Source organism: Streptococcus sp. ELY_90 (assembly GCF_058314475.1).
On record NZ_JBZFUJ010000003.1, the window covers coordinates 19007 to 32913 of the forward strand.

Genomic DNA, 13907 nt, shown 5'->3' on the forward strand with positions numbered 1-13907 from the left:
GAACTAATTGTTTATGTTTAAAAGATGATAACAAAGAAAGTGGGTGATTAATAATGAAAAAAGAAATGTTTGCTGTTAAAAGACAGCGGTTTTCTATTCGGAAATATGCTATTGGAGTTGCCTCCGTTTTGATTGGTTCTCTTCTTTTTCTTAGTGGTGTGACTTTTGCGGATGAGCAGACAGAAACAGCTGTCAATTCACCAACAGTTGAAACTGTAGAAGACCACACCGCTGCAGCGGCCACCTCTCAAAGTACAGCACCCGCAACAGTCTCATCAGAACAGGTAACAGAAGCAAGCCACACTGATATCAGCAGTAACGCTGCTGAGATTTCAGATGCTGCCCCTGCTAATAATGAAAAGCCTCAAGAGCCAGTGGTACCTGATCAAGCGTCCACAGCTCGTGCTGCTGATTCAATTAATGCTAATCAAGTTAATCAAGCAGTTAAGCAAATCAAACAAGCAGTAGTCTCTCCTCAAGTTGACATTAAGAGACAAGAACAAGCGGCAAAAACTGTTAGAGCTGTTAATATTAATAAAGCTTCTGCAGCTGCTCCTACAAAACAGCTTCCTAGTCAGGGAAACTATGTTTATACGAAACGCACACCAGTCAAAAATGAATCTAAGGTTTCAGCTCCAATTCAATTTTATGCCAATGCAGGTGACAAGATTTTTTATGATCGCGTTTTAAATCAAGATGGTTATCAATGGCTGAGCTATGTTTCTTACAGTGGAACTCGGCGTTATGCTGCGATTAATCAGCTGACTCAAAAAGCTCCCAGTACACCAGCGAAACCTCAGCCATCACCAGTGAAAAAAATCCCGNNNACCAATGTTAAAAATGAGGCAAGAACAGCCGCTCCAACCCAATTCTACTTTAACAAAGGAGATCAGGTTAATTATGACAGACTTTTAGAAAACGATGGTTATCAATGGCTGAGCTATGTTTCTTACAGTGGAACTCGGCGTTATGCTGCGATTAATCAGCTGACTCAAAAAGCTCCCAGTACACCAGCGAAACCTCAGCCATCACCAGTGAAAAAAATTCCGGCTCAAGGACGTTACACCTTTTCAGAGCGAACCAATGTTAAAAATGAGGCAAGAACAGCCGCTCCAACCCAATTCTACTTTAACAAAGGAGATCAGGTTAATTATGACAGACTTTTAGAAAACGATGGCTATCAATGGCTGAGCTATGTCTCTTACAGCGGTATCCGCCGCTATGCTGCTATTAATAAGTTGGAACGAGCTCAGCCGCAAAAGCCGACAGCTTCTAAAGTTTCAGGAAAAATTAATATTCAAAACAAGACAAGTCAGGGATTTGATGTTCTCATCACTGATGTTTCCGACAGCAATGGTATAACGGCTGTAAAGGTTCCTGTATGGACTGATAAAAGCGGACAAGATGATATTGTCTGGTATAATAGCGTTAAACAGGCCAATGGAAATTATAAACTAGCTGTTAATATCAGGAACCATAAGAATGAACGCGGAATTTACCACATTCATCTTTATTATCTTGAACCGAGCGGCAGGGTGCAAGGAGTGGCTGCAGCTCAGACGAAGATAGCAGCTCCAAATGCAATGGCTATTCCTTCTCAAGGTTCTTACACTTTTACACACCAAGTTAATGTCAAAAATCAGGCTAAACTATCTGCTAGAACTGAATTTACTTTTGAAAAAGGTGAAAAAATTAATTATGATAAGGTGTTAGAGGCAGAAAAATACCAATGGTTGAGCTATATCTCGTATAGTGGTATTCGCCGCTATGTTCAACTGGATCCTATTTCGCCGACGAAAACAACAGCAGATAAAGTTACTGGTAAATTAACTATTGAGAACCGATCATCCCAAGGATTCAATGTTGTGGTGAGTAATGTGTCATCAACCAAGGGAGTGATGGCAGTAAAAGTTCCTGTTTGGACCACGCAAAATGGGCAAGATGATATTGTTTGGTATGATGCTTCCCATCAGTCTAATAATACCTACAAGGTAAGTGTTAATATTGGCAAGCATAAAAATAATCGAGGTGAGTACAATATCCATCTTTATTATGTTCAAAAAGATGGGACTATGGCAGGAGTTGCGGCTACTAAAACGACTGTTGAATCTCCAACATCAAAATCTGTAACCTATAATGGCTCTTATTACAGCATTAAAGGCAAATATGATGAGATTCTTATTGTTAATAAAAAGTATCCATTATCAGCTAGTTATAACCCTGGTGAAAACCCAACGGCCAAAGCCGCTTTTATCCGTCTCAGAGATGATATGATTGCCCAAGGTTACAATGTTGGAAAATCTTATAGTGGTTTTAGGACATATGATTATCAAAAAAATTTATATCAAAGTTATGTTAAGCGTGATGGCAAGGCCGCTGCAGATCGCTATTCAGCAAGACCGGGCTACAGTGAACATCAAACAGGCTTAACCTTTGATTTGACTGATAAATCGGGTAACCTTTTGGAAGATAAATCAGCAAGCAATTGGCTTAAAAATAATGCTCACAATTACGGATTTGTTGTTCGTTACCAACCAGGAAAGGAATCCGTTACAGGCTATATGCCTGAAGCTTGGCATATCCGTTATATAGGGGAAGAAGCCAAGGAAATTTATCAGTCTGGTTTGAGTTTAGAGGAATATTATGGCTTTGAAGGAGGCGGTTATAAAGCAGAATCTGCAGCAGTAGAACCGACTATCCCGTCTCAAGGGAGCTACCGTTTCACAAAGCGCTCTTCTGTCAAGGCCGAGCCAAAGCAGTCCAGTCCAGAAATTGCCTATTATAATGCAGGACAAACTGTTAATTATGATAAAGTCGTAAATTCCGATGGTCTTACTTGGATTTCTTATGTTGCGTTTAGCGGTAATCGACGTTACATTGCTATTAATTGATAGGATAGCTGTAAAAGAATTTGGCTGAAGTCTTCAATCAATTTTTGCAAGGGAAGCTAGTAACGAGTTAAGAGCAATGGGGCTTGAACAAAGTGTAAGCCAGCGCCTAAAGACGCTGGCTTATTTTATGGGCTTATGATTCTTATTCAAAACGGGTGGTTATTATTATGTGACTTTCTCTTCTGTTAAGGGAACAGCAACGTAAACGCTTGTTCCGTCGGGTGATGATTGAAAACTAAGGCTGGCTTCGTGTCCGTAGATGAGGGTCAGACGGCGGGAGAGGTTTTCCAAGGCTGAGCCTGAACCTTCGGCTGATTCCTGCTGAACCTTGCCCAGAGTTTTTAACTTGTCGGCTGGAATACCCTGCCCATTGTCCTCAACGGTAATGTGAAGCATCTGTTCCTTGCGTTCAATCAAGACACGCAGATGATTGTCGGTCTTAGATTGTTTAAAAGCGTGCTTGTAGGCATTTTCAACCAATACTTGCAAGGTAAAAGGCGGAATCAAGACTTTGCCGTCTCGATTTTCATCAACTATTATGTGATAGTGGACCTTGTCTGGGAATCGGGCTTCCTCCAAGGCAAGGTAGGCATTGACCTGCATGATTTCCTGACTTAAAGGAATGACATTTTGGCGGGCCCCCTGCAGGTTGCCCCGCAGAAATTTGCTGAGCTCTTTAAGGAGGTGACGGGCTTTTTCACCGTCCATGCGGATGAGGGCCAAAATAGTGTTTAAGGCATTAAAGAGGAAATGCGGATTGACCTGAGCCTGGAGGGATTTCATTTCCGCATCCTGCAGCAGATGGGCAGCCGCTTCGGCCTGCCCCAGAGCCAGCTGTGTTGAAAAGATATTGCCCAAACCTTCAGCAACTTCCTGTTCCACATAGCTCATTTTGTGGTTTCCTGAAAAATAGAGCTTTAGCGTTCCGACCGTTTCATTTTGAATTTTCAAAGGAATGACAATAGCTGAGGTGAGGGTGCAGCCTTCGTGATCGCATTCGATTTCGCTGCGGTCTTTGGCAATGCAGATGCTGCCTGTTTCAATAGCCCGTTTGGCCAGTTTCGTTAAGATTTTAATATTGGGAACATGGTGATCGGCACCCGCTCCGACATAGGCCAAAATAGTGTCTCTGTTAGTCAGACTGACAGCCGCAACCCGCATGTATTGGTGGATAATTTCGGCAACCGGCTGACAGGACTGAAAACTGAGCCCCTGCCGCAAATATGGCAGGGTTTCATTGGCCAGTTTTAAGACTTCATGCGTCTGGACAGCTCTGGCCTGTTCTTCCAGTTGCTGAGTTGAGGTGATGATGGAAATGAAAATACCAACTCCCAGCGTATTGGCAAAAATCATGGGCAGCCCGATGAAACGGACCAATTCCCAAGACTGATGAAAGTCAGAGCTGAAAATCAAGATGCAGATCATCTGCAAAACTTCCATAGACATGCCGACAAACATGGCCTGTCTGATTGTAACCATGGGGCGCTGCCTGCGGAAATATTTCCCCAGCAAGCCCGAGCACAGCCCGATTAAGAGTGACGAAATGATGTAAATGTAAGGAGCCAGTCCGCCCTGCCAGTAGCGAAATAAAACCGAGATGGCACCGACGAAAACGCCGACCACAGGCCCTCCGATCAAGCCAGCCACACCGATTGTCAAAACCCGGGTATTGGCAACCGAAGAATGTTGGGCAATCTGACCCAGAGTCTGATTGACGATAGCCAGATTGGACTGGATTTCTACTCCTGTGAAATTTGAAATAATGGCGAAAAAGCTAAACAGGAGCAGTAAGATCAGCTGATGTTTTTTTGTCTCAGGATGGTTGAGGGTCTGCTTGATAAAGGGGATATGTACAAAAGCATAGGCCAGCAAAATAATCAGGCCTGCCCGCTCCATCATAATCAGGAATAAAATCATACTGTGCCTCCGCTGAAAGATTCTTTTTCATTATAACACAAAAAAGAAAAAGGAATAGCGCTGTTAAAATCAGCTGATTTTATGCAGTATAAGATAAGAAAAGACCGAAAGAGCAGTTTCGGCCTTTTTATGATTTGAACAGCTGTTCAGCTGATTTTTTGTCTTAGCGGCTTTTTACAAACCGTAGCTGTAATCATCGTCCTGCATGGACTCAACAGTACCGAGAAGATAGCCGTTTCCGACCTGACTGAAGAAGTCATGGTTGGAGGTTCCGGTTGAAATACCGTTCATGACTATCGGATTAACATCATCAGCTGTATCAGGGAACAGCGGATCCTGCCCCAGATTCATCAGAGCCTTGTTAGCATTGTAGCGCAGGAAAGTTTTCACTTCCTCAGTCCAGCCGACACCGTCGTAAAGCGTTTCGGTGTAGCCTTCTTCATTTTCATAGAGTTTGTAGAGAAGGTCATACATCCAGTCACGGAATTTATCCTGTTCTTCTTCAGACAGTTCGTTAAAACCAAGCTGGAATTTGTAGCCGATATAGGTACCGTGAACGGATTCGTCACGGATAATCAGCTTGATGATTTCAGCCACGTTGGCCAGCTTGTTGTTGCCCAGATAGTAGAGCGGTGTGAAGAAACCTGAATAAAAAAGGAAGGTTTCAAGGAAGACGCTGGCAACTTTCTTTTCCAAAGGATTGCCTTTAAGATAGATTTCGTTGATGATTTCAGCTTTTCTTTGCAGGTATTCGTTGTTGTTGGTCCACTCGAAAATAGCATCAATTTCTGACTTGGTATTCAGGGTTGAAAAGATGGATGAGTAGGATTTGGCGTGGACAGACTCCATGAATTGAATGTTATTAAAAACAGCCTCTTCATGAGCGGTACGCACGTCGTGGCGCAGAGCCTCAACACCTGATTCAGACTGCAGGGTGTCAAGCAGGGTCAGGCCGCCAAAAACCTTACCAACAAGATCTTTTTCCTGAGCCGATAGCTTGCGCCAGTCATCCAAATCGTTGGAAAGCGGAATCCGCGTATCCAGCCAGAATTGTTCAGTCAGTTTTTCCCAAGTTGATTTATCAATAACGTCTTCAATAGCATTCCAGTTTATTGCTTTGTAATAAGTAGTCATCTTAGTTATTCCTTATAAATGATGTATAGTGCTGTACAGGGAAGAGCTTGCTTTGTATTTTAGCAGATTCTGTGTGAAAATTGAGAGCTTTTGTATCAAACAGATATGAGATTCAGATTTGCCAATGAGTTCAGCCCCAAACCTGCTTGAAATTACGAGCCGTTGCCCTAACGATTGCCGTGTAAGATTTAAGAACTCTAGTTTCAAGTTTATCCAAAGTTACGACACGCAGCAGAAGGTGTCGATAATACAGCTTCTGCGAAGTTAGTAAGTGAACCAGCCAAACCGCCGATAGCGGTTGGCGTGTCAAACATAGGAGCTTTAGCTCCGAGTTTACTGAAAGTTACGACACGCAGCAGAAGATGTCGATAATACAGCTTCTACGAAGTTAGTAAGTGAACTAGCCAAACCGCCGATAGCGGTTGGCGTGTCAAACATAGGAGCTTTAGCTCCAAGTTTGACTGTTCAGTTAAATCACACAGCTTTCACATTGGTTTGAACCAATCTCATCACCGTCATCGGTGAAAGTGCGGATATAGTAAATGGATTTGATTCCCTTATTAAAGGCATAGTTGCGAAGGATGGACAGATCGCGTGTCGTTTGTTTGCTTTCTGTTTTCCATTCGTAGAGCCCTTGAGGGATATCGCTACGCATAAAGAGCGTAAGGGATAAGCCTTGATCTACGTGCTCGGTTGCAGCAGCATAGACATCAATAACTTTTCGCATATCCATATCGTAGGCTGATGTGTAATAAGGAATGGTATCCGTTGATAAACCGGCTGCCGGATAGTAAATCTTGCCGATTTTCTTTTCCTGACGCTCTTCGATGCGCTGGGTGATAGGGTGAATGGAAGCAGAAACATCATTGATATAGGAAATTGATCCGTTTGGAGCAACCGCTAAACGATTTTGATGGTAAAGTCCATCTTTCATAACGGCCTGACGCAGAGCCTGCCAGTCAGCAGCCTGAGGAATAAAGTGATCTTTAAACAGTTCCTTGACAAGGTCGGATTTCGGAACAAATTGGCCGGTGACATACTTATCAAAATAAGAGCCGTCAGCGTATTTTGATTTTTCAAAACCGACAAAGGTTTCCTTGCGTTCGCGGGCAATGTTATTTGACTCTACCAAAGTCCAGTAATTCATGAGCATGAAATAGATGTTGGTAAATTCAATAGATTCCGGACTGCCGTACTCAATGTGGTGCTGTGCCAAGTAGGAGTGCAGTCCCATGGCACCGAGCCCGAACGTGTGAGCCTGGGCATTGCCATGTTTAATTGTCGGTACGGCATCAATTTCTGAAGAATCTGTGACAAAGGTCAGGGCACGTGTCATAGCTTTGATAGAGCGGCCGAAGTCAGGAGAAGTCATCATATTGACAATGTTTGTTGAACCGAGGTTACATGAAATATCGGTTCCCATTTTGACAAATTCCTGAGCATCGTTGATTTCACTCGGTGTCTGAACCTGCAGGATTTCCGAACAGAGATTGGACATGACAATTTTGCCGTCAATCGGGTTGGCACGGTTGGCAGTATCGACATTGACAACATAAGGGTAGCCTGATTCCTGCTGCAGTTTGGAAATTTCAGTTTCCAAATCACGGGCAGGAATCTTCGTTTTGATAATTTTGGGATTAGCTACCAATTCGTCATATTTTTCAGTAATGTCAATATAATTGAAAGGAATCCCGTATTCACGTTCGACAGAATAAGGGCTAAAGAGATACATGTCTTGATTCTTGCGCGCCAATTCATAAAACTTATCCGGAATGACAACACCGAGGGACAGAGTTTTAACACGGACCTTCTCATCGGCATTTTCTTTTTTAGTAGAAAGAAAGGCGATGATATCCGGGTGAAAGATATTGAGGTAAACAACCCCCGCACCTTGGCGCTGACCCAATTGGTTGGAATAAGAAAAGCTGTCTTCAAAAAGCTTCATGACAGGAACAACTCCTGAGGCTGCACCGTCAAAGCCCTTGATAGGAGCTCCGGCTTCGCGCAAATTGCTGAGGGAAATTCCCACACCGCCCCCGATACGGGATAACTGTAGAGCAGAGTTGATAGAGCGGCCGATAGAATTCATGTCATCGGTCACCTGAATAAGGAAACACGAAACCAATTCGCCTCGGCGGCTGCGGCCGGCATTAAGAAAGCTTGGTGTTGCAGGCTGATAGCGCTGAGCAATCATTTCCGCAGCCAGATCTTTTGCCAGTTCTTCATTGCCGTCAGCAAAGTAGAGAGCATTAAAAAGAACACGGTCTTCAATACTTTCAAGATAGGCTTCGCCGTCATTGGTTTTAAGAGCGTATTGCTGGTAGAATTTATAGGCCGCCATAAATGATTTAAAATGGAAATCATAATCATAAAGAGACCGGGAAAGCTTTTCGATAAATTCAGGTTTGTATTTGGCAATAAAAGCTGATTCAATATAGTCATTGTCAATCAGAAAACGAATCTTATCCGTAATACTGTCAAAAGCTTTGGTATTCGGGCGTACATTTTCAGCAAAGAAAGCATTCAGGGCTTCTTTGTCCTTATGCAGCGGAATCTGCCCGTTGACGGGACGGTTAATTTCATTGTTGAGGCGGAAGTAAGAGACATCGCCGAGATTTTTGAGACTCATCTATAAGTTCCTATTCCTTACTAATTTCATCATGTTTTCTTTGGATAAGGGCAGAGCTGTGTTTTTAAAGCAGCCGGCCTTAGTTGTTTAAAATCCTTAAATTTAAATAAGGGCTTTTAATTTGGTAGGCTGAAAACCTGAAAAGACTGTGTCACCTGCTTCAATGACAGGAGCAGCAGTAAAGCCTAAGCTTTTTACATAGTCAATTTTGTCCGGCTGTTCATCGATATTGATTTCCTCAAAAGCAACATCGTGCTGTTCCAGGAACTTCTTGGTCATTTTGCATTGCATGCAGTTATTTTTTGAAAAAACAGTTATTTTAGCCATTTTCTTCTCCTAAAATTTAGATTTTTTTACAAGTTGCTTTACTAGGATATCTAAATTCAGGAAAAAAAGCAAGAAAATTTGCTCGAAAAAACACAAAATATAGTATAGCTATCTTAGGGATTCCACAAGATATAGTGTTTTTAGGCTGTGCCTGTCTTCAATAGACCAAAGACTGCCAGTACAGCACAGAATGCAGGTCCATATTTGTCCGATGGTCCAGAAAATTGTATAATTTTCATTAAATAAGCTAAAAAAACTCCACAAGGTTACTGACGCATCAGTTTTTCCTTTGAATCAGCAAGTCAGCCATTATGATTTTCAAAAATCTGCAGGTGTTCCAACAGCCGTCGGTTTGGCTGCTATGCGTGATGCTGTTGTTCAAACTGGCGGTGTTTTCAGTGGCTGTTCTTAAGAAATAAAACGGAGATTAACCAATGGCAGAAAAAATAAAATTCGAAAATGGCACATTGCAGGTTCCTGACTGTCCTGTTATTCCTTATATTGAAGGAGACGGTGTAGGACAGGATATTTGGCAGAATGCCCAGCTTGTTTTTGACCGAGCTGTTGAAAAGGCCTATAAAGGTAAGAGACAAATCGAATGGCTGGAAGTCTTAGCCGGAAAAAAAGCCTTCAGCCAAAGCGGCATCTGGCTGCCGGATGCCAGCTTGGAAGTTATCAAAACCCATCTGCTTGCTATAAAAGGTCCCTTAGAAACGCCGGTCGGCGGCGGTATCCGATCACTAAATGTTGCTCTGCGTCAGGAACTGGATCTTTTTGCCTGTGTCCGCCCTGTCCGCTATTTCCAAGGTGTTCCCAGTCCTTTGAAGCATCCGGAAAAAACAGACATCACCATCTTTCGTGAAAATACGGAGGATATTTATGCAGGGATTGAATGGGAGGCCGGCAGCAGTCAGGTTCAAAAGGTCATTGAGTTTTTGCAGACACAGATGCAGGTTCAAAAAATCCGTTTTCCTGAGAGCAGCAGTATCGGTATCAAGCCGATTTCTATTGAAGGCAGCAAACGTCTGATTCGATCAGCTATTGACTATGCTCTGGCTAAGGGGCTTAGGAAGGTCACATTAGTACACAAGGGAAACATTCAAAAATTTACAGAAGGAGGCTTTAGAAAGTGGGGTTATGAACTGGCTCAAGAGGAGTATGCTGCTGAACTTGAAAAGGGCCGACTGGTGGTTGATGACATCATTGCCGATAATTTTCTGCAGCAGATTCTGTTAAATCCCGAGCGCTTTGAAGTGGTTGCTCTGACCAATCTCAATGGTGATTATGCCAGTGATGCTTTAGCAGCACAGGTCGGCGGCATTGGTATGTCGCCCGGTGCTAATATTAACTATCAAACCGGGCATGCTGTTTTTGAGGCAACTCACGGCACTGCTCCTGACATTGCCGGACAGGATAAGGCCAATCCTTGTTCACTGCTCCTGTCGGGCTGCATGCTGTTTGAGTATATAGGCTGGAAAGAAGCGGCTGATCTTATTACCGCAGCTATTGAAAAAAGTTTTGCTGCATGCTGTTTTACAGCTGATCTGGCAGGAGAAGCACCGTCTTATTCAACCAGTGAATTTACCAAAGTGCTGATGGAAAACCTATAAGAAAAATGACTGACGAACTGAAACGGCATCCAGCTGTCAGATTTTCTGCTTGATTTTTGGAGTCAGTCCAGCAGTTTTTAGCTGCCGCTGTGATCTAGGAATAATAATCCAGACCTGTATTTCTTCTTTTAATCCTGTTTGGTATCTATGGCTGAAAAGAGATATAATATAACTATATATCAAGAAAGGCGGCTGTTTATGCCCTATTCACTTTCGGATCTTATTTATCTTTTCTTTGTTTATTCATTTATAGGCTGGCTGTGGGAGACCGTTTACTGCTCTATTCAGGACAGACAGTTTGATTACCGCGGTTTTTTGTTCGGACCTTACTGTCCAGTCTATGGTTTTGCAGTGACGACTGTTTTGATTTTTACCGACCCTTTTCAGGACAATCTTCTTGGGCTCTTTTTGAGCGGCATCGTGATTGCAACAGCTTTTGAATACTTTGCCGGCTGGTTTTTAGAAATCTTCTTTCACATGAAATTGTGGGACTACAGTCAGGAATTTGGTAATATAAAAGGAAGAATTGCACCGCTTATTTCACTTTTTTGGGGACTGGGCATCGTCGTTCTTGTTCGCTGGATTCAGCCAAGTGTCATGGCACTTATCCTCAGACTGGACGACTGGTGGGCAGGTGTGATTGTTTTTGTGATGATGCTTGACTTTATCTGGACGGTCAGGGATACTGTTAAATTTCACGAGGCTGCGCTTGCTCTCGAGGAATATATCCGAGCAGAGCAAGAACGTATCAGAGAATCTGTCAGGCAGGAAGTCGATGATTTAGCGGAGCAGGCCGAGCTTATCAGCCAGCGCTTAGCAGAATTTCGCCTACATCTGGATGACTTTTTACATGCTAAAAGCATTCGGCCTTTCCGATTCAATCAGCGCCGTCTTTTAAGGAACTACAGTAAATTTAAGGAAATTGATGCTCCGTTTGTCACAGAAGTCCGTAAGCAGGCAGCGTCATTTAAAGACAGAGTCAAAAAGAAATAGCGCAGCTGCTGTTTCTTTTTGATTTGGTCTAAGCAAAGGGACAGGCCTGGGTCTGATTGTCAGTTTTTGAGATGCCAATAGGGAGATTTCGTGACATTTGTCATTATTTCATTTTTCCTGACTGAGGGTTGTACAGTATTTTTCAAAGGAGGTGTGTACAGTATTTCCAACGCTTGCTTGGCCGGCAGGAGAGTCTTATAAAAAGCACTGTAAATTATTGAAAATGATTTGCATTATTCTTCCAATTTGGACTTTAGTTCTTGAAAATCGAATTTCAATATGCTATAATCTAGAATTGTAAGGGTTATCATCAGGATAATTCAAAAAAACACATATTAAAAGGAGAACCATACTATGGCTTCAAAAGATTTTCACATTGTTGCAGAAACAGGAATTCATGCGCGCCCAGCTACTTTGCTTGTGCAAACAGCAAGCAAATTTGCTTCAGATATTACACTTGACTACAAAGGAAAAGCTGTAAACCTTAAATCAATCATGGGTGTTATGAGCCTTGGTGTTGGTCAAGGTGCAGATGTTACAATCACTGCCGAAGGTGCAGATGCTGATGATGCAATTGCAGCTATTGATGAAACTATGACTAAAGAAGGATTGGCATAAAGATATGACAGAAATGCTTAAAGGAATTGCAGCATCTGACGGTGTTGCCGTTGCTAAGGCATATCTGCTTGTCCAGCCGGATTTGTCCTTTGAGACAGTTACTGTCGAAGATACAAAGGCCGAAGAAGCTCGTTTGGATGCAGCTCTAGAAGCTTCCCAGGACGAGCTTTCTCTTATCCGTGCAAAAGCAGTAGATACCCTTGGCGAAGAAGCCGCAGCTGTATTTGATGCTCATTTGATGGTTCTTGCAGATCCGGAAATGATCGGTCAAATCAAAGAGACGATCCGTGCAAAACAAGTTAACGCAGAAAGTGCTCTTAAAGAAGTAACAGACATGTTTGTGACCTTGTTTGAAAACATGGAAGACAATCCCTACATGCAGGAACGTGCGGCGGATATTCGTGACGTTGCCAAGCGTGTTTTGGCTCATCTTTTAGGTGTTGAACTGCCAAATCCGGCAACTATCAGCGAAGAATCAATTGTGATTGCGCACGACTTGACTCCGTCTGACACTGCTCAGCTGGATGCTAATTTTGTCAAGGCATTCGTAACTAATATCGGCGGCCGTACCAGTCATTCGGCTATTATGGCAAGGACGCTTGAGATTGCTGCGGTGCTTGGTACAAATGACATCACTAAACGTGTTAAAAACGGAGATATGGTTGCTGTTAACGGTATCACCGGTCAGGTTATTATCAATCCGACTGATGAACAAGTAGCAGAATTTAAAGCAGCCGGTGAAGCTTATGCTAAACAAAAAGCTGAGTGGGCTCTCCTTAAAGATGCTGAAACAGTGACTGCTGATGGCAAACATTTTGAATTGGCTGCTAATATCGGTACACCTAAAGATGTTGAAGGCGTTAACAACAACGGTGCTGAAGCTATTGGTCTCTACCGTACAGAGTTCCTTTATATGGATTCACAGGACTTCCCGACAGAAGATGAGCAGTATGAAGCTTACAAGGCTGTCCTTGAAGGCATGAACGGCAAACCGGTTGTTGTGCGGACCATGGACATCGGCGGAGATAAGGAGCTTCCTTACTTTGATCTTCCAAAAGAAATGAACCCATTCTTAGGTTTCCGTGCTTTGCGTATCTCAATCTCTGAGACAGGTGACGCGATGTTCCGTACGCAAATCCGTGCCCTTCTTCGTGCCTCAGTACATGGTCAATTGCGCATCATGTTCCCAATGGTTGCCCTTCTTAAAGAGTTCCGAGCTGCTAAAGCTGTCTTTGAAGAAGAAAAAGCCAACCTTAAGGCAGAAGGTGTTGCAGTCGCAGACAACATTCAAGTGGGTATCATGATCGAAATCCCAGCAGCAGCGATGCTTGCTGACCAATTCGCTAAAGAAGTTGACTTCTTCTCAATTGGTACTAACGATCTTATCCAATATACAATGGCGGCAGACCGTATGAACGAACAAGTGTCATACCTCTACCAACCATATAACCCATCAATCCTTCGCCTGATCAATAACGTTATCAAGGCAGCGCACGCTGAAGGTAAATGGGCTGGTATGTGTGGTGAAATGGCCGGTGACCAAACAGCTGTTCCGCTCTTGGTCGGTATCGGACTTGATGAATTTTCAATGAGTGCCACTTCAGTTCTGCGCACGCGCAGTCTTATGAAGAAACTTGATACCAAGAAAATGGAAGAATTGGCTCAGCGCGCTCTTACAGAATGTGCTACCATGGAAGAAGTTCTTGAACTTGAAAAAGAATACATTGATTTTGATTAATCAGGAAAAAGATTGGAAATGCAATTTCCGGTCTTTTTTTGTAAAGCGGC

General features: G+C 43.0%; 10 protein-coding genes. 6 read left to right on the top strand and 4 right to left on the bottom strand.

The features are described from left to right. The first annotated feature begins 53 nt into the window (after positions 1-53). Entirely contained in the window at positions 54-2891 is a 2838-nt protein-coding gene (gene ldcB / locus AC4HAF_RS02710; RefSeq protein ID WP_491096569.1) for an LD-carboxypeptidase LdcB/DacB, read from the top strand. Between the two features lie 165 nt (positions 2892-3056). Here the strand turns inward: ldcB and AC4HAF_RS02715 are convergent, their stop codons facing one another. From AC4HAF_RS02715 to AC4HAF_RS02730, 4 genes are all read right to left on the bottom strand, one after another. Beyond that, entirely contained in the window at positions 3057-4808 is a 1752-nt protein-coding gene (locus tag AC4HAF_RS02715) for a LytS/YhcK type 5TM receptor domain-containing protein (RefSeq protein ID WP_491096570.1), read from the bottom strand. 174 nt (positions 4809-4982) lie between these two features. After that, the gene (nrdF, locus tag AC4HAF_RS02720) at positions 4983-5942 is read right to left on the bottom strand and encodes a class 1b ribonucleoside-diphosphate reductase subunit beta (protein ID WP_491096571.1); all 960 of its coding nucleotides are present in this window, start codon (positions 5940-5942) and stop codon (positions 4983-4985) included. Between the two features lie 469 nt (positions 5943-6411). Beyond that, positions 6412-8571, bottom strand: coding sequence for a class 1b ribonucleoside-diphosphate reductase subunit alpha (nrdE, locus tag AC4HAF_RS02725; protein WP_491096572.1), 2160 nt, complete (start codon positions 8569-8571; stop codon positions 6412-6414). Positions 8572-8673: 102 nt separating this feature from the next. Further along, complete coding sequence (locus AC4HAF_RS02730) at positions 8674-8898, bottom strand: redoxin NrdH (protein ID WP_491096573.1); 225 nt, start codon at positions 8896-8898, stop codon at positions 8674-8676. Between the two features lie 289 nt (positions 8899-9187). On the opposite strand from AC4HAF_RS02730, the gene AC4HAF_RS02735 reads away from it, so the two are divergent. From AC4HAF_RS02735 to ptsP, 5 genes are all read left to right on the top strand, one after another. Next, positions 9188-9310 carry a hypothetical protein gene (locus tag AC4HAF_RS02735; protein WP_491096574.1) on the top strand — a complete coding sequence of 41 codons (123 nt, stop codon included), beginning with the start codon at positions 9188-9190 and terminating at the stop codon, positions 9308-9310. Positions 9311-9332: 22 nt separating this feature from the next. After that, the gene (gene icd, locus AC4HAF_RS02740; protein WP_491096575.1) at positions 9333-10508 is read left to right on the top strand and encodes an NADP-dependent isocitrate dehydrogenase; all 1176 of its coding nucleotides are present in this window, start codon (positions 9333-9335) and stop codon (positions 10506-10508) included. A 198-nt stretch (positions 10509-10706) separates the two neighbouring features. Next, on the top strand, positions 10707-11501 hold the full coding sequence (locus AC4HAF_RS02745; RefSeq protein WP_491096576.1) for a putative ABC transporter permease: 795 nt from the start codon (positions 10707-10709) through the stop codon (positions 11499-11501). A 354-nt stretch (positions 11502-11855) separates the two neighbouring features. Then, positions 11856-12119, top strand: coding sequence for a phosphocarrier protein HPr (locus AC4HAF_RS02750; protein WP_003089104.1), 264 nt, complete (start codon positions 11856-11858; stop codon positions 12117-12119). A 4-nt stretch (positions 12120-12123) separates the two neighbouring features. Continuing rightward, positions 12124-13857 carry a phosphoenolpyruvate--protein phosphotransferase gene (gene ptsP, locus AC4HAF_RS02755; RefSeq protein ID WP_491096577.1) on the top strand — a complete coding sequence of 578 codons (1734 nt, stop codon included), beginning with the start codon at positions 12124-12126 and terminating at the stop codon, positions 13855-13857. Positions 13858-13907 lie beyond the last annotated feature (50 nt).